The organism is Chitinophagaceae bacterium (genome assembly GCA_016699815.1).
In the GTDB taxonomy this organism is placed as follows: domain Bacteria; phylum Bacteroidota; class Bacteroidia; order Chitinophagales; family Chitinophagaceae; genus Ferruginibacter.
In genome coordinates this window covers 2,664,373-2,688,282 of sequence record CP065012.1, presented here as the reverse complement: position 1 = coordinate 2,688,282, position 23,910 = coordinate 2,664,373, and the positions used below count along the sequence as shown (strand labels likewise).

Annotated in this window: 18 protein-coding genes; 12 read left to right on the top strand and 6 right to left on the bottom strand. The window is 38.3% G+C overall.

The features are described from left to right. The first annotated feature begins 54 nt into the window (after positions 1–54). From IPO46_11920 to IPO46_11905, 4 genes are read left to right on the top strand one after another with little or no spacing between them, the layout of a single operon-like run. Complete coding sequence (locus tag IPO46_11920) at positions 55–540, top strand: hypothetical protein (GenBank protein ID QQS62779.1); 486 nt, start codon at positions 55–57, stop codon at positions 538–540. A gap of 18 nt (positions 541–558) precedes the next feature. Next, on the top strand, positions 559–1,545 hold the full coding sequence (locus IPO46_11915) for a D-alanine--D-alanine ligase (protein QQS62778.1): 987 nt from the start codon (positions 559–561) through the stop codon (positions 1,543–1,545). Positions 1,546–1,559: 14 nt separating this feature from the next. Continuing rightward, the gene (locus tag IPO46_11910; GenBank protein ID QQS62777.1) at positions 1,560–2,369 is read left to right on the top strand and encodes a PASTA domain-containing protein; all 810 of its coding nucleotides are present in this window, start codon (positions 1,560–1,562) and stop codon (positions 2,367–2,369) included. A gap of 4 nt (positions 2,370–2,373) precedes the next feature. Beyond that, positions 2,374–2,682, top strand: coding sequence for a rhodanese-like domain-containing protein (locus tag IPO46_11905; GenBank protein ID QQS62776.1), 309 nt, complete (start codon positions 2,374–2,376; stop codon positions 2,680–2,682). A gap of 8 nt (positions 2,683–2,690) precedes the next feature. Here the strand turns inward: IPO46_11905 and IPO46_11900 are convergent, their stop codons facing one another. The 4 genes from IPO46_11900 to IPO46_11885 all read right to left on the bottom strand — a co-directional run bounded on the left by IPO46_11900 (position 2,691) and on the right by IPO46_11885 (position 8,188). Then, complete coding sequence (locus IPO46_11900) at positions 2,691–3,749, bottom strand: hypothetical protein (GenBank protein QQS62775.1); 1,059 nt, start codon at positions 3,747–3,749, stop codon at positions 2,691–2,693. A gap of 12 nt (positions 3,750–3,761) precedes the next feature. Continuing rightward, entirely contained in the window at positions 3,762–6,071 is a 2,310-nt protein-coding gene (locus tag IPO46_11895) for an SLBB domain-containing protein (GenBank protein ID QQS62774.1), read from the bottom strand. Positions 6,072–6,187: 116 nt separating this feature from the next. Further along, complete coding sequence (locus IPO46_11890; GenBank protein ID QQS64401.1) at positions 6,188–7,114, bottom strand: nitronate monooxygenase; 927 nt, start codon at positions 7,112–7,114, stop codon at positions 6,188–6,190. Between the two features lie 69 nt (positions 7,115–7,183). After that, positions 7,184–8,188 (bottom strand): NTP transferase domain-containing protein, encoded by a 1,005-nt coding sequence (locus IPO46_11885; protein QQS62773.1) that lies wholly within the window; start codon positions 8,186–8,188, stop codon positions 7,184–7,186. Positions 8,189–8,359: 171 nt separating this feature from the next. On the opposite strand from IPO46_11885, the gene IPO46_11880 reads away from it, so the two are divergent. The 6 genes from IPO46_11880 (at position 8,360) to thrC (ending at position 17,976) form a co-directional block, all read left to right on the top strand. Further along, positions 8,360–9,643: a serine hydroxymethyltransferase gene (locus IPO46_11880; GenBank protein ID QQS62772.1), complete on the top strand. Its 1,284-nt coding sequence runs from the start codon at positions 8,360–8,362 to the stop codon at positions 9,641–9,643. Positions 9,644–9,647: 4 nt separating this feature from the next. Beyond that, positions 9,648–10,058, top strand: coding sequence for a DUF4293 family protein (locus tag IPO46_11875; protein QQS62771.1), 411 nt, complete (start codon positions 9,648–9,650; stop codon positions 10,056–10,058). Between the two features lie 26 nt (positions 10,059–10,084). After that, positions 10,085–12,928 carry a T9SS type A sorting domain-containing protein gene (locus IPO46_11870; protein ID QQS62770.1) on the top strand — a complete coding sequence of 948 codons (2,844 nt, stop codon included), beginning with the start codon at positions 10,085–10,087 and terminating at the stop codon, positions 12,926–12,928. Positions 12,929–13,246: 318 nt separating this feature from the next. Next, positions 13,247–15,688 carry a bifunctional aspartate kinase/homoserine dehydrogenase I gene (gene thrA, locus IPO46_11865; protein QQS62769.1) on the top strand — a complete coding sequence of 814 codons (2,442 nt, stop codon included), beginning with the start codon at positions 13,247–13,249 and terminating at the stop codon, positions 15,686–15,688. Positions 15,689–15,708: 20 nt separating this feature from the next. Then, positions 15,709–16,653, top strand: coding sequence for a homoserine kinase (locus IPO46_11860; protein QQS62768.1), 945 nt, complete (start codon positions 15,709–15,711; stop codon positions 16,651–16,653). A gap of 21 nt (positions 16,654–16,674) precedes the next feature. Continuing rightward, positions 16,675–17,976, top strand: a complete 1,302-nt coding sequence (gene thrC, locus IPO46_11855) for a threonine synthase (GenBank protein QQS62767.1) — start codon at positions 16,675–16,677, stop codon at positions 17,974–17,976. Between the two features lie 50 nt (positions 17,977–18,026). On the opposite strand, the gene IPO46_11850 is transcribed toward thrC, so the two are convergent. Both IPO46_11850 and uvrA read right to left on the bottom strand, forming a co-directional pair. Beyond that, the gene (locus IPO46_11850; GenBank protein QQS62766.1) at positions 18,027–18,593 is read right to left on the bottom strand and encodes an aminodeoxychorismate/anthranilate synthase component II; all 567 of its coding nucleotides are present in this window, start codon (positions 18,591–18,593) and stop codon (positions 18,027–18,029) included. A gap of 8 nt (positions 18,594–18,601) precedes the next feature. After that, positions 18,602–21,433: an excinuclease ABC subunit UvrA gene (gene uvrA, locus IPO46_11845; protein QQS62765.1), complete on the bottom strand. Its 2,832-nt coding sequence runs from the start codon at positions 21,431–21,433 to the stop codon at positions 18,602–18,604. A 281-nt stretch (positions 21,434–21,714) separates the two neighbouring features. Between uvrA and IPO46_11840 the strand changes: the two genes are divergently transcribed. Next, a complete protein-coding gene (locus IPO46_11840) occupies positions 21,715–22,296 on the top strand; it encodes a sigma-70 family RNA polymerase sigma factor (GenBank protein QQS62764.1) in 582 nt (193 codons plus the stop codon). Positions 22,297–22,504: 208 nt separating this feature from the next. Further along, a complete protein-coding gene (locus tag IPO46_11835; GenBank protein ID QQS62763.1) occupies positions 22,505–23,908 on the top strand; it encodes an MBOAT family protein in 1,404 nt (467 codons plus the stop codon). The last annotated feature ends 2 nt before the right edge of the window (positions 23,909–23,910 follow it).

The following is a 23,910-nucleotide window of genomic DNA, read 5'->3' as shown; positions in this document are numbered from 1 at the left end:
CTGTATCCCTGATGCCGTAATATTTTTATTATCTTGCTCCATAAAATAAAAAATATGAGGTTTTGTGCCATATTGGTATTGGTTTTGCTCTTAGCCTGTAATAATAAAAACCAGGAAAAAGAAAAACCCGTAAACCTTACGGAGGAAAAACTGGCATTAATGAAAGTCGATGCTGCTTTTTCCGATATGAGCGTAAAGAAAGGAATGAAAGCCGCTTTTATGGAATATATTGACAGTAACGGGGTAATGCTAAGGCCGGGATATACACCGCTTGTGGGTGCAGGCGCAATTGACTATTTATTGCAATCCAACGATACGGGTTTTACACTAAGCTGGAAACCCCAAACAGCCTTTGTTTCCGCATCTGCAGATATGGGCTATACCTATGGGATATTTGCTCTTGCACCCAATAAATCCGACAGTATCACTTTTGGCACTTATGTTTCCATTTGGAAAAAACAAAAAGATGGCAAATGGAAGTTTGTTTTAGATTCAGGCAATGAAGGTTTAAGCGAAAACTTCAATCACCCTCAACCATAATTATTATTTTTTGCCCACATGAAAAAAAAGATAGCTCTAGTTACCGGCGGATATTCAGGAGAATCGGTTATTTCTTATCAAAGTACAGATACTATTTTTAACCATACTGACAAAGATAAATGGGATTGCTACCTTATAGATATCCATCCCGAAGGCTGGTTTTATAAAACTGCAAGTGGAGAAAAAATAAGTATTGATAAAAATGATTTTTCAATAACCCTTAATGGCAACAAAATTATTTTTGATTCGGTATTGATAGGCCTGCATGGCACACCCGGAGAGGATGGTAAACTGCAGGGATATTTTGACTGCCTGGGTATTCCCTATACATCCTGCAATGCTGCTACTTCAGCGCTTACTTTTAATAAAAGATATACCGTTGCGGTTGCTGCATTTGCCGGTATAAATGTGGCCAAATCCATGCATTTGTTTAAAGGAGATAATACAACAGCTTTACAAATTACCAGCACACTTCAACTGCCGGTTTTTGTAAAACCTAATAACGGCGGCAGTAGCATTGGTATGAGCAAAGTTTCTGATGCTGAAAATTTAACCGCTGCATTAGAAAGGGCTTTTAAGGAAGATAACCAGGTGCTGGTAGAAGAGTTTATTGAAGGCAGAGAATTTACAATTGGCGTTTTTCAATCTAAAGACAGGATTATTACTTTACCCATCACCGAAATAATTTCTAAAAAAGAATTTTTTGATTTTGAAGCCAAATACCAGGGTGCAAGTGAGGAAATAACCCCGGCACAGGTAGAGGAAACCATTGCAGATAAAATTAGAGCAGCGGCTCAAAAAATTTATAAAGTGTTTCATTGCAGGGGAATTGTTCGCATAGATTTTATTTACAACGCAAAATCAGGAGATGTTTTTATGCTGGAGATAAATACTGTACCCGGCCAAAGCGCTGCCAGTATTGTGCCGCAGCAGGTAAAAGCAATGGGCTGGAGTTTAAAAGAGTTTTATACGGCGCTCATTGAAGAAAGCCTTAACCATAAATAATTTAAAATAAAAGCGTGTTTAAATTTATCACCAACAGGCCTTTTTGGGTAAACTTATTAGTAGCCCTATTTTTGGGAGCCCTTATCATTTTTGGGTTTTTACAAACACTAAGCCTTATTACCAAACATGGTGAATACCTAACTGTACCAAAAGTTACCCATTTAAAAACCAGCGAAGCCATAAAGCTTTTAGAAAGCAAGGGATTTGCTGTGGAAATTCAGGATTCAATTTATACAGATACGGCAAAAATGGGTGTAGTAATTAAGCAATTGCCCGATGCCAACAGTACGGTAAAAGTAAACAGAACGGTTTTATTAATAGTAAACAGGGTTACCATGCCCCTGGTAGAAATGCCCGATTTACAGGGAAAATCGTTGAACTATGCCATGGAAATATTAAATCGAAGCCATTTAACTTTAGGAGATACCAGCTTTAGGCCAGATTTTATGCTTGGTTCGGTACTGGAACAACATTTTAAGGGAAGCATAATACAACCAGGCGCCAAAATAAAATGGGGCAGTAAAATAGATCTGGTAATTGGTGGCGGACTTCAGGATCTTCGTATTCCTGTACCCGATGTTACGGGGATGATGTATGGAGATGCCAAACTTATTTTACAAGACCATGGAATTAATATTGGGGCTTTAATTGTAGAAACGGGCATCAGGGATACTTTTGCTGCTTTTATTATCAAGCAAAACCCTTCCCACTTATCGGAGCTTGATAAAAAAATTATGTACATGCAATCGGGTCAGGTAATAGATATTTGGTTATCCAAAGAGAACAAAGCCTTTACCGATTCTACTGCAAATAATAAAAATTAAAACCATGACCAATATTACTGTAAGCGAATTAAAATTAAGACTAAACCAGGAAGTAACACTGAATTTACTGGATGTAAGGGAAGCAGATGAAAGAGCTGAATTTAATATTGGCGGCACTTTTTTGCCCCTGGGTCAAATTCTTGCTTTACAAACCGAAGATATTGAAGACTGGAAAAACCAGGAAGTAATTTGCTATTGCCGAAGCGGCAACCGTAGTATACAAGCTGCTATGATGCTGGAATCACTTGGGTTTTCAAATGTAAAAAACCTGCAGGGCGGCATGCAAAGCTGGCAGGAAAATGAAAGAAAGTGATTTGAATGTTATTTTACTGCCGCATTACCTGAAACATCGCTTGAAGTAGAAGCCACTTCTTCTTCATCTCCAAATACGGCATGGTTAATTTCTGCATTTATGTATTTATACAATAAATCGAAAATAAGTATAAATGAACTAAGCAGTAAGCCCAAAATAAAACCAACCATACCAAATAACAAGCCAGATGGTTTGTTCTTTTTAAAAGGTGGCTCGGGTTTATCAAGTGTTTCAATAATTGGCGTTGCCTTTTGAAGCCTCCATAATGCTTCTTCACGGTTATTGGCTGCGCCTGCTTTTTGCCTTAACACCCTTTCTTTATCGGTAATTAAATTTTCTTTGGGTATAGTATATTCAATTTTTTCACCGGGTACAAACATGGTTGTATTTGCCATGGTTACTGCACGCTTATCAAAAGCATCCAACACTTCGTTGAGCGAATCGAGTTTACGCATGGTAAACATATAATCTTCCCTTGCTTTTCTTATTTTTAGATCAATATAAAATTGAGAAATTTTATTGATAATAATATTGGTAACCGGTGTAATGAGTTGCTTATTGGTATTAGTAAAGCTAAGCTCCAGCAGGCCGTTTTTTGTAAACTTTGCTGTTTGTAAGTTATTAAGTATTTCACCACCCACGGCTTTTAAAGCAGAATCTGTTTTGGGCATATCAACCTTGGCAGACAAAAAAGATTTTTTATCGTTCTCCGCATCTATAAGCAGTTCCGAAATGGTTTTATTGCCAAATTGAGGGAGCCTTTCCAATGCTACAGCTTCCCTGGTTCTACGGCTCATGGCCAGTTCCACAATATTAATGGATGCTTCCTGGCTAAAGCTTTTAGGCATTTCACTCGCCCCGGTAAGTTCCTTGAGCAGGTTTGATGTGGAAGAACTTTCATTGGAAGCCGTTAGAGGGAAAATAGTAGCCGTACCGGTATATTCTACAGATATTGTTTTGGTTAACAAATAAAATAAAATGGCACAACCCACGCCACAAATGAGCAAAATGAGTTTTAGTTTACCCATCCGTATAAATACCTTTCTTGTAAGTTCTTTTGATGTCACCCTTTTTTAATTTTATCGGATATATTTAAAAATAAAGCCTGTAATAATTACTGGTATAGCTGCTACAATAATAGATTTTGTTAAATCGCTTACATCGCCGCTTTTGGGTTTTTCCGGAATGGTTACAATTGAGCCTTCATCTACTTTTGGATAGCTCCGGAAAAATAGGAAGCCCCGGGTACGCTTGCTGCGGCCATTTGCATAGGTTACATAAATACGCCTCTTCCATGGCCGTATGCCATAACCTCCGGCTTTATCTATATAATACAATAAATTGGTATGTTCTTTATCAAATGCAATTTTAAGTGGAGATTGAACCCTGCCACGAATGGTAACAAAAGGATTTATTTCAGGTATAAACAATACATCTCCATCCATTAAAATAATATCGTATTTTGAATTTGGCTTTTTTAAGGCATTGTACAAGTCAATACTTACGGGTTCATCCAACAAATCTAATTTTTCCTGCACTGCGCTATCAATAATTGGCCTGCCTAAAGAATCAAACTTTTGCTTTTTTTCATATTTTTCCCTGAACTGACCTGTTCTTCTATAGAGCAAAGCGCCGCCCACATTGGCATTATCTGCAAGGCCACCGGCTCTTCCAATAAAAGAGGATAGCCTTTCGAATTTGCTGAGCCTTGGATAGTATCCGGGATACATAACCAAACCTTTTAAATCCACATTTTGTTGAATTTCAAAATTGGGGTTTTTGCGAACAAAAATCTGGTCGTATGGTTTGAGTATTATTTTATTTGCTATAGAATCCAGTTGCAGGTTGGGGTCTATGGCATAAGATTTTACTACGGTTCGGGTAGGTTTAAGGCTTTTTCTTGCCGAATCCATATCAACTACGCTTGAAATTTCGAGCCTGCCAAACTCTGCCGATTGTTTAAGACCGCCGGATAAGTATAAAAGGTCCTCAAGTGTCATTCCGCCATATTTTCTTACTTTGCCTTCTACCCTTATTTCACCATAAATTTCTACATATTGGGGATCGGAAAATTCACTTTGAGAAAACAATTGAATCACATCGTTTACATTTAACTCTACATTACTGGGGCTCCTGGAATCATTGCTACTGTATTCCGACAGGTCCACTTCCAGCCTGTCTGATTGCAAACTTGTAGAATCTCCGGCGTTACGAAATACATAGGCTCTGGGCAAAAAAGTATTACGGGTTACGCCGCCTGCACGGTTAATGATGTCAAAAAGCCTGTCGTTTTTGCGTAATTCATATACGCCGGGAAAAGTAACTTCTCCCCTTATTTCCACTTTATTACTAAGGCCAGCTTTTACAATATCCACCTTTACAATGTCGCCATCCATTAATAAAAAATCCTGGTCGGGCAACTGAGTTATGGCATTTGCATTTACATCCCTTTGTACCTGTGTTTCATTTTCTGAACGCAGGATTTTCATGTTGGATGCCAATGCCTCCGAGGTGAGGCCTCCAGAAAATTTTAATAATGCTTTTACGCCTTCATCTTTTCTTAGCTGGTAATACATTGGCCTTTTGAACTGGCCGGTAGCTAAAACTTTTTTCTCAAAAATGCCAACAATAATAAAATCATTGTTTTGCAAGTAAATATGTTTTCCAAAATCACCGGTTGTTAAATATTTATATACATCTAATTCATCTATAACTTTGCCTGCCCTTTTAATTTGGATATTTCTTAAATTTCCAAACTTTGAAACGCCACCTGCCGCATAAATTACATTAAATGCATTGCTAAATGCCGATACGGTTACAGGCCCGGGATTATTTACTTCGCCTACCACATTCACATTTATTCTCCTGGGCTGGCCAAGGCTTACCGAAATATTAGTGCTTGCCGGAACCACGCTTTTAAAACGGGCATAAACAACTTTTCGGGCATTTTCGAAAGTAAGCCCCTGAACATAAATTTTTCCAAGGCCAGATGGGAAAATGGCGCCATCTCTTGCAACAATATAATTTTCCTGGAACTCTGCACCGCCCCAAAGCGCTACAATAATATTATCGCCAACGCCAATGGGATAATCCAATGGCGGGGTAGACATTTCATCTACACTGGTTGTAGGAGCAAATGCGGCAAAATTGGCACCGTAAGTTTTATCGGGGCTGTAGGCATTAAATTTAATATCGTCTTTTACAACACTGTCTTTTTCAATAGTGAGTTTGGAGTTGAGCTCAGCATTGCGGTCTTTGCCGGTTTCCCGGTTTTTATCTTCAAGTAAAGACCTCAATTGCGGTTGGGTAAGCTCCTGCGGATTAATCTGGTTAGGATTAATTTCCTGAGGGATGCCTGTAGGCGGCTGGCTGATTGCCGGCAAACTCAAAAGAACAACAATAAAAAAAATTGAAAAAAATCTAAATATAAATCCTCGAATATTACACTGCATTTTCTTGGGTTAATTTTCTGTTCGCAAAGATATAGTTTTTATTTTGGCGGAAATTATAGTAAATCATTGTATTCCATCCATATTTCATTTAGAATTTCTGCGGCAGGTTTTATATTATTGATCATTGAACTTACCTGACCTATTTCCAATTCGCCATCATCCATATTGCCTTCAAACATGCCTTTTTTTGCACGGCCACGGCCCAAAAGCTCTTCCAGTTGCTCCTTTGATGCACAAATTGACTCTGCTTGTTGCACCTGCTGGTAAAAATTATTTTTGAGCAACCGCACCGGCGTAAGCGCTTTTAAGCTTAACATGGTATCTCCTTCAATGGCATCTATTACGGCATTTTTAAAATTATTGTGGCAGGATGCTTCAACACTTGCCACAAACCTGCTGCCTATTTGTACTGCAGAAGCACCCAATACAAGCGCTGCCAGCATTTGCCTGCCTGTTGCTATACCACCGGCAGCAATTACAGGAATATCCACCGCTTTACTTACACATGGTATTAAAACCATTGTTGTAGTTTCTTCTCTTCCATTATGCCCTCCTGCTTCAAACCCTTCGGCCACTACAGCATCGCATCCTGCATCTTGCGCTTTTAATGCAAACTTGGCGCTGCTCACCACATGCACTACTTTTATACCATTGCTTTTCAATAACGCAGTATAGGTTTTGGGATTGCCTGCGCTGCTAAAAACAATGGGTACCTGCTGTTCAATTATTGTACCAATATGCTTGTCAATATCGGGATATAATAAGGGTATGTTAACCGCAAAAGGTTTTCCTGTGGCCTGTTTACATTTTTGGATATGCTCTTTTAATACATCCGGGTACATGCTGCCGCTGCCTATAATGCCCAGGCCACCTGCATTACTTACGGCGCTTGCCAGCCGCCACCCACTTACCCAAATCATACCGGCTTGTATAATTGGCTTTTCAATATTAAATAAACCGGTAACTTTTGAGGTGCCCATTTTCATATAGAAAATGAAAATTATGGATTAAATAAAAAAAGTGAAGATTAAATTATCAACATTTAAACATTATTTTGATGAGCCTCCCAATTCAATTTCGGTATTATCGCCAATGTTTAAATTACGGCTCACACCTTTTACCGATGCATCGCTGCCTATAAGGGAGTTGTTTAATACAATTTCCTGTATTTTGGAATAAGCGCCAATAATGGTATCTTTTATAATACAATTGTTGATGATGCTATGGTCGCCAATGGAAACATTTGGCCCAACAACCGAATTTTGAATTACACATCCTTCACCAATACTCACTGGCGGAATTATAATGGAATTTTCATAGTCGGCGGATTTGCTTTCGCTTGTTCCAAATTTTTTTAACAATATGGCATTAGAAGCAATCAGCGAATCTTTTTTGCCGCAATCAAACCAATTCTCCACTTTAAATGGCAGAAATACAATGTTCTTTTCAATCATACATTCCAGTGCATCGGTAAGGTTAAACTCATCGTAACTTTTAATTTTAAGCTGTTGTATTTTTTCAATACATGCAAATAACTGGCTTGTTTCTTTAATTTTATAAATACCTACCAGCGCCATATTGCTTTTAGGTATTGCCGGCTTTTCCACTACCCTGGTTATAGCGCCATCCTCATTAATTTCGGCAACGCCAAAATTTCTAGGGTCATCTACTTTCTTTACACCGAGTAATGAAGTAGGTGCATTAATAACATCGTTTACATCGTATTCCGCAATGGTGTCGCCCATAATAATGAGCACTTCATCGTCAGCAACCAGGTTTTTAGTAAGATCAATGGCATGGCCAGTTCCCAATCTTTCGCTTTGGGTTACAAAATAGGACTGTATATCCTTATGGTTTGCCATAACATAATCCTGTATTTTATCGCCAAGGTAGCCCACAATAAAAATAAATTCTTTAATACCGGCATCTCTCAATTGTTCAATAATAATGCTCAGGATGGTTTTACCCGCAAGCGGTATCAACGCTTTAGGTTGTGTATATGTATGTGGGCGAAGTTTAGTGCCTGCGCCTGCAACAGGAATGATTGCCTTCATAAATGCCAAATTTCTTCTGCAACTAAACTATGCAATAGTTTAATTTAATTGCCGGTTTGTTTTAGGTATGTGAAATTATGTATTTTGAATGAAAGATACAGTTTAAAAATCTACAAATCTGTGCTGGGTAAAATGTAAGGGCTGCTTATATTTGTACTATAATAAATAATAATGCAACGAGATAATACCGTTTTTAATTTGATTGGCAAAGAATTAACCAGGCAAAGGCAAGGAATAGAATTGATTGCCAGCGAAAATTTCACCAGCTTACAGGTAATGGAAGCTATGGGCACTTCGCTCACCAATAAATATGCAGAAGGCTACCCCGGACGCAGGTATTATGGAGGTTGTGAAATTGTGGATGAAATTGAACAACTGGCAATTGACAGGATAAAGCAGGTTTTCAATTGTAGTTATGCCAACGTGCAGCCCCATAGTGGCGCACAGGCAAATGCAGCCCTCATGCTGGCCATTTTGCAACCCGGTGATAAGATTTTAGGATTAGACCTTAGCATGGGCGGGCACCTAACCCATGGCTCTCCTGTAAATTTTTCGGGAAAATTATATGAAGCCCATTTTTATACTGTTAAAAAAGATACCGGGTTTATAGATTACGAAATGCTGGAAGAAAAAGCCAGGTCATTAAAACCCAAGCTGATTATTTGCGGTGCTTCGGCTTACAGCAGGGATTATGATTATGCCAGGATAAGAAAAGCGGCCGATGAAGCCGGTGCTTTTTTAATGTGTGACATTGCACATCCTGCAGGCTTAATTGCCAAAAACTTAATGAACTCGCCATTTGAGCATTGTCATTTTATAACCAGCACAACACATAAAACGCTACGTGGACCAAGAGGCGGTATTATTTTAATGAAAACGGATTTTGAAAACCCAATGGGATTAAAAGATCCTAAAGGAAATATAAGAATGATGAGCCATATACTGGACATGGCCGTTTTCCCGGGCACACAAGGTGGGCCTTTGGAACATGTAATTGCTGCAAAAGCTATTGCCTTTGGCGAATTACTCAGCAATGATTTTACCATTTATGCCCAACAAATACAAAAAAATGCACAGGCAATGACCAAAGCACTGCTGGCAAAAGAATACCAGATAATTAGCGGCGGCACTGACAACCACCTGATGCTGATAGACCTGCGAAATAAAAATATTACCGGTAAAAAAGCACAGGAAACACTGGATAAAGCACATATTACTCTCAATAAAAATGCCGTGCCTTACGATGATAAAAGCCCTTTTGTTACTAGTGGTATAAGAATAGGCGTACCGGCAATTACAACCAGGGGAATGAAAGAAGAACATATGCAAACGGTGGTTGATCTTATAGATAATGTATTAATGAATATTGATAATGAAGCCATCATTTCAACGGTGCAAAATAAGGTGAAAGAATTGATGCATGCTTTTCCATTGTACCCCGAATTAAAAAATTAAAACCATGTTACAACGAATTCAATCTATCTGGCTGCTGCTGGCTTCAATATGCTCATTTGCTACTCTTAAATTCCCCTTTTATATGGGAACTGATAAAACAGGAGTGCCTTCATCTACCCTGGAGGCAACAGACAACTTTTTACTTATCATTTTCACTGTAGCTATTGGCGTTACAGCCCTTCTATCCATTTTTTTATATAAAAACCGGGCAATGCAAATAAAATTTATTGCCGGAAGCATGATTTTGGAATGTGTTTTGATAATTTTATACTACAATTATTCTGTGCAATATGCCGAAGGGCATTTTGTACTGACATCTATATTTCATTTATTTATTCTTCTCTTTTTATTTTTGGCAATAAGGGGAATTATTCGTGATAATAAAATTGTGAGAGAAAGCAACCGGTTGCGATGAATCAATTATAATTTAAACATATAACTATGAAAGCAATTTTAACCATACTGTTTTGTGGCTGTATTTATATTACCAAAAGCCAAACCATTACTATAGACAATACCGGCGGCACTTCTGGCCTTATTGGCTTAGGCAATAACCTTTACCATGCCAGCGAATCATTGTATACCAGCGATGAAATTGGCGCAGGCAATTTTACTTCTGTTGCAACGGCAATAGAAAAAATAGCCTTTAAAGCAGTTGCGGTAGGAGCAACAACCACATTCAATAATGTAAATATTTACATGAAGAATGTACCATCTACAACAACCACACTTACTACCGGCACTTATACAACAGCAGGTTACACCCTGGTATTTAGCGGTAGCGTTTCTATTACTGCAACAGGATTTACCGATATTACATTAAGCACTGCATTTGTAAGAAACAACGGAGACAACCTGCAGGTACTAGTTGAACGCACAGACAATACTTCCCATACCGGGTTTACCTACCAAACGTCAAATGGCAACTCTGTAAACCTTACGCTTACTACTACCCGCCGCTACAATGGTACGGCTGCTTTGAGCGGAAGTACCGTATTGGCTCAAAGCGCTTTCAGGCCGGCCTTAAGATTAAAGCATGAATTTGTAACCGATATAGCGGTACAGGAAGTTTATACACTTGGTCGTTTACCCATCCCCAACGGTACACCACATACGGTTACTGCATTAATTAAAAATTTTGGTACCACTACTGCCAACAACCTCAATGTTACTTTAAATATTACAGGAGCAAATACATTTACCGATGTTCAAACCATCACTACACTTACACCGGACGCTTCTCAATTGGTAACCTTTACCAGTTTTTCTCCTGCGGTATTAGGCAATAATAATATTGCGGTTTCTATTCCTGCAGATGATTTTACTGCAAACGACAGCAAAAGTAGTACACAAATTGTAAATGAAAATACCTGGGCATATGCCGATGGATCTGCACCTTTTGGTTCTACCGGTTCTACTTCTTCAACGGTTGACTTTGCTGCAAAATATAATACCAATATCAATACCAGCATTATTCAAATGCGGTTGCATTTTTCCAATACGCCCGGACGTAGTTATAAAATTGCATTTTGGGATGCTACAGGCCCAGGTGGCTCCCCAGGAAACTTAATTTGGGAATCTCCTGTAAATCTCACTACAAACCTAGGATACAATAATATTGTATTGCCAACGCCTGTTGCAATTAATGCCGGTGATTTTTATGCAGGTGTAAGGCAGGTGGTTTCTGCCAGCAGTATTTTTTTATCGTACCAAAAAGAATCTCCAATAAGGCAGGGCGCTTTTTACTATTATAATGTTCCTACAAGCACATGGATAGATATGAATGCCGTAACCACTACGCCTTACCGGTTAATGATTGAACCGAAACATTTATTGGCCATAAATGCTGCTGCAATAAGCATCAGTTCACAATCTGCTGCTAATTGCACCAAAAATATCAACGTTACTATTTCGAATGCCGGCACCAACCCTATTGCACCCGGTACTGCAGCAGTTACATTAAATATTGGCGGTGCAAATACCTACAATGCTACATTAAACAATACTACCAGCATTAATGCCGGTGGTAATGAAGTAATTGCATTTAATGGAATTAATACACCCAATAGCGGAACCAACTACGACACTGCTTTTGTAACACTAAGCGGAGACGATGACCAACTGAATGATACCATTGCATCCACATTTATCAGCGGCCCGGCTGCTACACTCTCCGGAGCTTCCTCAAATGGCGTTGCATTAGTGAAAAATTGTGAAGATGCAGGCTGGACTTATTATTCTGATCCGGCAGACTTAAACAGCTACCTGCTTTCTATTAACTGGGACCCCGGAAATTCCGGCGCCAATGCATTACCCAAAGCCAATGCCATTCCCCGTGTACAATTAGATGCAGGTTTTTTCTCTGCTACTGATATACCAACCAAAAAAGCCACCTATACTTTGCAACGTTACTGGAATGTTGATTTGATGGGCAATACGCTTACTGCTCCGGTAAACTTACGTTTCTTTTACAACCCTGCCGATAAAGTATTAGTGGATAATGCTGCTTCAAATTTTGCTACCGCAAACATTGGCACACTTGAACCCTCACAATGGTTCCAATTAACGGCGCCATCGTTTGTGGGAGATGCAGCCCATGTTATTCCCGACTTTGTGCTCAACTCCTATCCTATTTATAATAGCAACACGCTCAATAATACCATCAACGGAGTTTTATATGCACAATTTGATGGCTTAGCAGATATTACCGGAGGCACTTATGCAACCGGCGTTGGGCCAAGTACACCGTTGCCACTTTTACTTACCAATTTTGAAGCAAGGCAAAACGGAAGAAAAAATTTATTGACCTGGAGAACGGCCAATGAAATAAACGTACAAAATTTTGAAATTGAACGCAGCAGTAATGGCATCAATTTTTCTTCTATTGGAGAAGTAGCTGCCAATGGTACCATGCACTACCAGTTTGTGGATAATACACCTTTAAAGGGCACTAATTATTACCGCCTTAAAATTATTGACCTCAACAGTAGTTACCGTATTAGCGAAACAAAACTGCTAAGCTTTAATACATCCGGAATAATACTTTATCCCAATCCTTTAACCACAGCTGCAATGCTTGAAATAGATGCGGTAAATGCAGGTACTTTTGAAATAAGTATTTCTGATGTTGCTGGTACAATAATTCAATTAAATACAACCTATACAATTATTCAGCCGGGAATTAACAGGATACCGGTAAATGTTGCCCGGCTTGCACCTGGAACTTATTTTATTAATGTAAAATCTGATGGTTTAAAACAATCAATAAAATTTGTAAAACAATAAGACACAACAATTTTAAAAAAGGGGCCAAAACCCCTTTTTTATTTTTAAAAAATGCCTCAAACCTCTTTATTACCCGGTGTTTTAAATTAAGTTAACCTCTTAAAACTATTTTTTATATTACCATTAATAATAACTATTATTGCATACATGAGCAATAAAAGTTTTCATACTTATTTTACAATAACAGTTTACGCTCTTACTACAACTGCTACCACAACCCGTTAAGGGTTGTACTTTCTCATATTATCCACTGGGGCGTTGCCCACAAAACTTCGGTACCTTAATCATCTTATTCATTATTTTAGTTAATTATATGTTATGTATGTTTTAAAATTTGGCGGCAGCTCGGTTGCCACAGCAGACAATATTAAAAAAGTAATTTCCATTATTGAGCAAAGGCACATGAATACAAAAAAACTCATTGTTGTATCTGCCCTTGGCGGCATTACAGATATGTTGCTGCAATGTTCCCTATTGGCTGCTGAGGCTAATGAAGGTTACAAAGAACTGCTGAACCAGGTAGAGCAAAGGCATTTGGATACGGCACGGCAACTCATACCCATCCAATCTCAAAGTAGCATACTCAGTTTTATTAAAATGCAATGCAACGAAATGGAAGACATCTTCAACGGTATTTTTTTATTAAAAGAGCTTTCGCTGCGCATTAAAGACAAAGTGATGAGTTATGGCGAATTGCTCTCTTCCAAAATTATTGCTGCTGCACTTGAAAGTAGTAATAAAGTACAATGGGTGGACTCTACCCAACTAATAAAAACCAATTCTCAGTATGGTTATGCCCAGGTAAATTTTGATGCCACTGATACAAACATTCAAAAATATTTTAAGGAAAATGATACCCTTCTTTATGTTGCAAGTGGTTTTATTGCTTCAGATGAAAAAAACATAAATACCACACTTGGCCGTGGCGGATCCGATTACAGCGCAGCAATATATGCGTCAGCTTTACATGCCAAAAGCATGGAAATATGGACCGATGTACCCGGAATGATGACAGCTGACCCAAGGCTTGTACCCGCTGCTAAAACAATTGCTTCCATATCGTACCAGGAAGCAATGGAACTTTCGCATTTTGGCGCAAAGGTAGTTTATCCGCCAACCATTCAGCCTGCAATGAATAAAGGGATTCCTATAAATATTAAAAACAGTTTTGCCCCAAAAGATGCCGGAACCGTAATTGAAAAAAAACCAAAAAATACCGGCAGTACCGTTTCGGGTATTTCCAGCATCAATAACATTTCGCTTATCAGCCTGGAAGGCAGTGGTATGGTAGGTATTCCCGGTTTTTCAAAAAGACTTTTTGAAACATTGGCTGCACAAAAAATCAATGTTATTTTAATTACCCAAAGCTCCTCGGAGCATTCCATTTGTGTAGGCATTGATGCCCATAATGCCAAAACCGCAAAAGCCGCAATTGATGAACTTTTTGCTTACGAAATTGCCACAAAAAAAGTAGAGCCTTTGGTTGTAGAAAACAATCTTGCCATTATTGCACTGGTTGGCGATCAAATGAAAAACCACACCGGTATAAGTGGAAGATTATTTACTGCATTAGGTAAAAACGGGGTAAACATAAGGGCTATTTCACAGGGAAGTTCAGAGAGAAATATAAGTGCAGTTATCAATAAAGCCGATATAAAAAAAGCCATTAACGTAATTCATGAAGCGTTTTTTGAAATTGAATACAAAGAAATAAACTTATTTATTGCAGGCACAGGAAATGTAGGGAAAAAATTAATTGCCCAAATTGCCCGGCAACAAAATTACTTAATGGAAAAACTGGGCCTAAAATTAAAAGTTACCGGCATTGCCAAAAGCAAATGTTTTTTGATAGATGAAAATGGTATTGATGTAAATAATTGGGAAAAGCTGGTGAACAATGGATTGCAGGATGGCATAAAGATATTTGCAAAAAAAATTATTGAAAAAAACTTACGTAATTCTGTTTTTGCAGATATAACAGCAAGTGAAGAAGTGGCAGATGTTTATAAAGGCTTACTGGAAAAAAGCATTTCGGTAGTAGCCTGCAACAAAATTGCCTGCTCTTCTGCCTATTCTGTTTATCAAAAATTAAAACAAACTGCAAGGGAATATAACACCAATTTTTTATTTGAAACAAATGTGGGCGCAAGCCTCCCTGTAATAATTACTTTAAATGACTTATTGCAAAGTGGTGATAACATAAAAAAAATACAAGGCGTATTGAGCGGTACATTAAATTATGTATTTAATCATTACAACGGCAGCCTGCCTTTTGCATCTGTAGTAAAACAGGCTCAGGATGAAGGTTATACCGAACCCGATCCAAGGCTTGACCTGGGTGGAAAAGATGTAATGAGAAAAATAATGATTCTTGCCCGTGAAGCCGGCTTTGCAATTGAAATGGATCATATTATTAACAACAGTTTTCTACCCGAAGAATGCATGAACGGTTCTGTAGATGATTTTTACAGGCAAATGGAAAAACACGAAGCCCATTTTAAAGCTTTATATTCAGATGCTAAAAATGCAGGCTGCAAATTAAAATTTGTAGCCGTATTTGATGAAGGCAAAGCCTCTGTTGGCCTGCAGCACATTAATGAAGACCATGATTTTTATCACCTTTATGGAAAAGACAATATTGTTTTGTATTACACACAGCGTTATACCGAACAACCATTGGTAATTAAAGGAGCAGGTGCAGGTGCTGAAGTTACCGCATCTGGCGTATTTGCAGATATACTAAGGGCAGCAAAAGCCTAAAGTTTTTTAAATTATTAAAAATGCAATTGGATACAAATCCTCAAAGAACAGTTAAAGTAAGCGCACCTGGCACAGTAGCAAATTTGGTATGTGGCTTTGATGTGCTTGGCCTTTGCCTAAACCACCCGGCAGATGAAATGCAGGTTACCATTACCGGTAAATCTGTAATTACTATTTCCCATACAGGTGAGTTCCCTTTACCATTTGATGCGGCTCAAAATACTGCAGGCGCAGCATTGCTGGAAATAAAAAAATTATTACCTGCACAAACCGGCTTTGATATCTTCATTAAAAAAAATATAAACCCCGGAAGCGGTATTGGCTCCAGCGCAGCAAGTGCAGCAGGCGCAGTAGTTGCTGCCAATTATTTATTGGGCAACCCGTTTACAAAAGAAGAAATGGTTCAGTTTGCATTATTTGGTGAAAAAGCGGCTTCGGGTGTAAAACATGCAGATAATGTTGCTCCCTGCATTTATGGCGGCATTACCTTAATCCGCAGCATTTTTCCTGTGGATATCATAAGGCTTTCTTCACCGCCACTTTGGGTTACAGTTGTTCATCCTCAAATAGAAGTACGCACTGCAGATGCCAGGCAAATTCTAAAAAAACAAGTATTGCTAAAAGATGCCATAAAACAATGGGGAAATATTGCCGGATTGGTTGCTGGTTTATTACAACACGACTATAACCTTATATCCAGGAGTCTCGAAGATGTAATTATAGAACCGGTGAGGAGCATCCTCATACCTGAATTTAACGATATTAAAAAAAGAAGTATCCGGGCAGGTGCATTGGGTGGTGGCATATCGGGTTCTGGCCCATCTGTTTTTATGCTGAGCAAAGATGAGCAAACTGCTCAAAATGTAAAAACCGAAATGAATAAAATTTATGATGCCATTGGGCTATTGCATCAGGTTCATGTTACCAGCATCAATACGCAAGGAGTAAAAATTGTAACCGAATAAAATTAAATTAAATTTATAAAATTGTTTTTCTACAGCACCAACAAACAGTCGCCGGTTGTAAATTTTAAAACCGCTACATTAAACGGGCAGGCGCCCGATAAAGGTTTATATTTTCCTGAAAAAATACACATCCACAGCAATGAATGGATAAAAAACATTTCACATGCCAGTAACGAAGCCATAGCTTATAATGCCATAAAACCTTATGTAGGCGATACAATACCCAATGATATTTTACAAGCTATTGTTGCAGAAACCGTATCATTCCCTATTCCTCTAGTTGAAATAAACAGCCAAATTTCATCGCTTGAACTTTTTCATGGGCCTACATTGGCATTTAAAGATGTGGGCGCAAGGTTTATGAGCAGATGCCTGGGCTATTTTACAAAAAACATCACTAAAAAAATTACGGTACTGGTAGCTACATCGGGAGATACAGGTGGCGCAGTTGCCAATGGTTTTTATAATGTGCCCGGCATTGATGTGGTAATACTTTATCCTTCGGGCAAAGTAAGCACTGTTCAGGAAAAACAATTAACCACTACAGGAAAAAACATTAAAGCTTTGGAAGTAAAAGGAAGTTTTGATGATTGCCAGGCCATGGTTAAAGATATTTTTAGCCGCTCAGGGGATTTTCCGGGATTATTTTTAACATCGGCCAATTCAATAAATGTTGCCAGGTGGCTGCCTCAGCAATTTTATTATTTCTTTGCCTGCAAGCAATGGAAAAAAGAGTATGGCATCCCGGTAATTGCCGTACCCAGCGGCAACTTTGGCAATATTTGTGCCGGCTTAGTGGCAAAGGTTTCAGGCCTTCCTGTAAAACATTTTATTGCAGCCTGCAATTCAAACAACACGGTTCCGGAATTTTTTAAAACGGGGAATATAAACCCCAAATCAACTATTGCTACAATATCCAATGCCATGGATGTAAGCAATCCCAGCAATTTTGTAAGGATCCTCGAACTTTTTCAGCATCAAATCCCGGAATTAAAAAAATCAATTTCTGCTTACAGCATTTCGGATAGTGAAACCAAAGAAACTATCATTAGCACTTATAAAAAATATGGATACCTTTTAGATCCGCATGGCGCAGTGGGCTTTTTTGCAATGGAAAAATATTTACAGCAATATCCACAGGCAAAAGGTTTTATTGTAGAAACCGCACACCCAGTAAAATTTTACGATGTTGTAGAACCATTAATTAATGAACCTGTACCGGTGCCCAATAACATCCAATCTATACACTCCCTTGAAAAGCAATCTACTGTTATTGAAAATAATGTTGAAGAACTTGCGGCTATCCTAAAAAAAATGAATTAAAATAAGTTGTAGCACCGGAGCAGTGCACCAAAAAGTAAAAGATAAAATTATTATTTCAACCAATTGGCTAATACCAGTTCCCCCTGTGGGGTCAATATACTTTCCGGGTGAAATTGCACGCCTTTTACATCGTACTGTTTATGCTGCAATGCCATTATATTACCGTTTTCATCCCTTGCTGTTATTTCAAGCATTTGCGGAAAATCTACTTCACTCACCACCCACGAATGATAATGGCCCACTTTAATATTTTCAGGAAGCCCCTTAAATAAAGAATTGTGGTTATTAAAAACAGTACAATTGCTGTCTACGCCATGGTAAACGGTTGAGAGATTTAGCAACCGGCCGCCAAATGCTTCGGCTATTGCCTGGTGGCCAAGGCAAACTCCCAATATGCTTTTTGATACAGCATACTTTTTTATAAGAGGCAGCAGCAAACCTGCTTCCGAAGGCAAGCCCGGCCCTGGCGACAAAATAATTTTATCGTAATTGTTCACTTTCTCAAGACTTATACTATCGTTTTGATAAACATCTGGCCTTATACCTACAATCTTCTCTACCATGTGAACAAGGTTGTAGGTAAATGAATCATAATTATCAAAAACCAATATTTTCATACTTATAGCTATAAAAATTTTCCGGTATTGCTTTCCCTAATTTTTTTTAAATCGGAGGGCTTACCTTCAAAAACCAGTTTACCGCCTTCCACACCTGCTTCGGGGCCAAGGTCAATAATCCAATCGGCACTTTTCAACACATCGGTATTATGTTCAATAACCAATACGGAATGGCCCTGTTCAATAAGTGCATTAAATGAAGCCAATAGTTTTTTTATATCGTGAAAATGCAACCCTGTAGTAGGCTCATCAAAAATAAAAAGTATACTGCCATTTGATGTGCCTTTACCCAAAAAAGAAGCGAGCTTTACCCTTTGTGCCTCGCCACCACTAAGCGTATTACTGCTTTGCCCCAGTTTTACATAACCCAATCCTACATCGCTTAAAGGCTGTAATCTTTGTGCTACCAGCAAGGCCTGCCTGCTCTTTTTATCAGAGCTGAAAAAGGCAATGGCTTCATCTACATTCATCTCCAAAACATCAAATACATTGTTGCCAAAATATTTTACTTCCAGTACTTCTTCTTTAAATCTTTTTCCATAGCACACTTCACATTGCAAATGCACGTCGGCCAAAAACTGCATTTCTACAATTTGCTCCCCTTCTCCTTTACAGGCATCGCACCTGCCACCATCTACATTAAAAGAAAAGTGCCTGGGTTGAAAGCCACGCATTTTACTCAAATGTTGTGCTGCAAACAGGTCACGTATTTCATCATAAGCTTTTATATAAGTAACCGGGTTGCTCCTGCTGCTTTTACCTATCGGGTTTTGATCTACCATTTCAACCTGGCTAATAAAATCCAAGTCGCCTTTTAAATCTAAATATGCGCCGGGTTTATCGGTTCCTTCTCCTTTAAGTTTTTGCAGGGCCGGGTAAAGTATTTGCTTTACCAAAGTTGTTTTACCGCTTCCACTTACGCCGCTTACAGCACAAAGAACATTAAGCGGAAACCTTACCGAAATATCTTTGAGGTTATTTTGGGCTGCGCCTTCAAGAAAAATTGACCTGTTCCATTTGCGTAATATTTTTGGCGGATCAATAGTGAGTTCACCAGAAAGATACTTACCGGTAAGGCTTTTTTTGTTTGCAATAATTTCATCATAATTTCCTTCAGCTACAACCTCGCCTCCCAAATGGCTGGCAAATGGGCCCATATCAATAATATGATCTGCATGTCGCATCATCATTTCGTCGTGCTCAACTACAACAACTGTGTTCCCTAAATTTCTCAACTCTTTTAAAACTGCAATAAGCCTTTCGGTATCCCGGCTATGCAGGCCAATAGAAGGCTCGTCTAAAATATATAATGAATTGGTAAGGTTGCTGCCCAAGCTTCTGGTTAATTGAATACGCTGGCTTTCGCCGCCACTCAGGGAATTGGCAAGCCTGTTTAAAGTGAGGTAACCAAGGCCAACATCTATTAAGGTTTTAATGCGGATATTGATTTCACTTAAAATCCGTTTGGCAATTTTTTCTTCAAATTCGCTTAAGAATAATTCTAAAAACCATTGCTGCAAATCTTTAACGGGCATTTCACAAAGCTGGCCAATATGTTTTGTTCCTACTTTTACATAAAGCGCCTCTTTACGCAACCTGAAGCCATTACAGGATGTACAGGTAGTGCGGCCACGGTAGCGGCTTAGCAAAACCCTGTATTGCACTTTATATAAATTTTGTTCTACCTCTTTAAAGAAATCATTAAGACCACTCACATATTCATTGCCTTCCCAAATTTCTTTTTGCTGCTTTTCGTTGAGCTTCATAAAAGGTGTATGCACCGGGAAATCGAATTTTTTTGCAGCCTTTATAAATGCATTTTTCCATTCACCCAGCTTTTCCCCTTTCCATGGAGCTATGGCGCCTTCATACACACTAAGGCGTTTGTCGGGAATAATTAATTCGTGGTCGAGTCCCAAAATTTGTGAGAAGCCTTCGCAAACCGGGCATGCACCATAAGGGTTGTTGAATGAAAACAAATTGGGTACTGGTTCTTCAAAAACAATTCCATCCAACTCAAACTTATTACTAAAATGCAGTTTCTTTTTTTCGTTGATCATTAAATACAGGCTGCCTTCCCCTTCTGCAAATGCCGTAGCTATCGAATCGGTAATACGATGCAAATCATCTTCATCAAAATCTTTTTTCAAAATCCTGTCAATTACCAGGAAGCTTTCTTTACTATTTTTAATTTCCTGTACCTGTGCACTTTCATTGAGTACATCATCAATTTGTTTCACTTCCCCGTTTACCCAAATTCGTGAAAAACCTTTCTGCAATAAAATATCGAGTTCTTCCTTTACATTTCTTTTACCCAAAATTTTAAATACAGAAAGAATTACAATTTTATCCCCCGCTTTACATTGTTGAATAGCAGTAACCACATCCGCTATATCATCTTTCTTTACTATTTTACCGCTCACCGGCGAATAGGTAGTACCAACCCTTGCATAAAGGAGACGCAGGTAATCATAAATTTCCGTCATGCTGCCCACTGTGCTCCTTGGCGTACGTGTAATTACTTTTTGTTCAATGGCAATGGCCGGGCATAAACCTTTAATATAATCTACATCGGGCTTGTTCATACGTTGCATAAATTGCCTTGCATAAGCGCTAAGGCTTTCAGCATATCTTCTTTGGCCTTCGGCAAATAATGTATCAATGGTTAATGAAGATTTTCCTGAGCCGGAAACACCCGTAACTACTACAAGCTTATTGCGTGGAATAGAAACGGAAACATTTTTTAAGTTGTGCAACCTGGCGCCTTTAATAACAATGTTATTATTAAAAGAAGTTGTAGTAGCAATAATTTTTTCTGCTGATTTTTTTTCTTTGAGCATATCCTACAAATGTACAATGCATGTGGCTTTCCGAAAAGTGCATTCGTAAATTTCCCATACATTGTTTTAAAAACTATAGGATTTGTACGATTATTGCCCTAAAACTAAAAAAATTTTATAAAAACATTTGGTTAAATTAAGAATGTATATATTTTAGCAGTCCAATATCCAATAAAGGATGAAAAGCCGTTAACGATTTCTTCAGCATACGTTCTACGCACTTCTTCGCTTTTATTGGCCCTAATTAACAATGTCCTAAAAACTTTAAAACAGTAAAAGTTATGAAATGCCTCTCCAACCTAACTGATCAACAATTGGTACACCTTTATGTGAATGGTGATGCCGAAGCGCTTAGCGCTCTTGTAACCCGCTACAAAGACAAAATTTACACTTCCATTTACTTATTGGTTAAAGATAAGTACCTGGCAGAAGACATTTTTCAGGATGTTTTTATTCGTGTAATAGACACGCTTAAAGGCGGCCGCTATGTTGATGAAGGAAAATTTTTACCCTGGGCTATGCGCATTGCACACAATTTATGTGTAGACCATTTTCGTAAAGTTAAACGCACACCTACTATTAAAACCAGCGAAGACAGGGATATTTTTGAATCGCTTAATTTTTCGGAAGCCGGTGCCGATCAGCGTATGATGAACAACCAAAGCCATGATAAAGTGAGAAAAATGATTGATATGCTTCCTGAAGACCAAAGAGAAGTAATCATTTTGCGCCACTATGCCGATCTTAGCTTTAAAGAAATATCGCAATTAACCAATTGCAGCATCAATACCGCCCTGGGAAGAATGAGATATGGCCTTATAAACCTGCGGAAGCTGATGACAGAAAAACAAATTGCCTTATAATTGCCTTATTATTTTATTTTAAGCCCGGGTACATCCCGGGTTTTTTATTGGAATATATTTTTGTAATACAATTATGAACCCATTATTACGTTTTGCTATACAGGCAATTGCAAAATTTGTAGCTTGAAAAGCAAAAAAAATGCTTTATCTATGCAAATCAAAATTGCAACAACTGAATTGTTCAACCAAACCCGGTAATCAATAAAAAATGTTATTTAATTCCCCGGAATTTTTAGGCGCTTTTTTGCCATTAACGCTTTTTGTTTACTTTTTACTGAATAAGTATAAGCTGGAAAAATCCGGGAAACTGTGGTTATTACTCTGCTCTTTATTTTTCTATGCATGGTGGAAACCTATTTATTTGGTTCTATTAATGGCCTCAATGCTCTTTAACTATTTTGCAGGCCAAAGGCTTAATTATGTTGAAGACCCCAAATGGCGCAAAATATTTTATATTGGCTGTTTGATGGTGAACCTGTCGGTATTACTTTATTTCAAATACGCAAATTTTTTTGTTGATAACCTCAATTACCTTTTGCCCAAAGGTCATGAATTGATTATTGACCCCATAATACTTCCTCTCGCCATAAGCTTTTTTACGTTTCAGAAATTTGCCTACATAACTGATAGCTACAAGGGCGAAACAAAAGGATATAACTTTTTGGATTTTTCATTATTCGTAGCTTTTTTCCCCCAATTGATAGCAGGGCCAATTGTGCACCATAAACAAATTGTACCACAGTTTGAAAGCCACAGTCAAAAATTATTTAACACCGATAACTTTGTACGTGGCCTTTACCAGTTCCTTATGGGATTGATAAAAAAAATAATGATTGCTGATACCTTTGCCATACTGGCCAATGCAGGTTATGCAGAGGCACACCATCTCTCTTTTTTAGATAGCTGGATCACTTCTCTTTCCTATACCATTCAGCTTTATTTTGATTTTAGCGGTTATTCCGATATGGCTATTGGTGCTGCACTCATGTTCAACATCAAGCTACCCCTAAACTTCGACTCCCCTTATAAGTCAACCAATATCCAGGATTTTTGGCGAAGGTGGCATATTACTTTGGGTAATTTTTTAAGGGAATATATTTATATCCCGCTTGGCGGAAACCGCAAAGGCGAATTTAAAATGCTTAAAAACCTGGTGATTACTTTTTTGATTGGTGGGTTTTGGCATGGTGCAAACTGGACCTTTGTTGCCTGGGGTTTACTGCATGGTATTGCACTTGTAATACACAGGCTTTGGCAAAAAACCGGTATAAAAATGAGTAATGCATTAGGCATTACCATTACTTTTCTTTTTGCAAATTTTGCCTGGGTATTTTTCAGGGCTTTAACTATTTCAGATGCATTTGAAGTAATAAAAAGCATGGTAGGCATAAAAGTTGCTCATTATTCAGGGTCGCATGTATTTACAGATATTTACCTGCTGCCCATGATGCTAATGGGCGTATTGCTGCTTTTCTGGAAAAACCCTAAAGAGCTGGTAGCCGAATTTAAGCCCGATTACAGGCATTTGGCCTATATGATAGTTTTAGGTTTACTGGGATTATTATTTTTAAATTCTATAACGGCAAGCGATTTTCTTTACTTTGATTTTTAAAT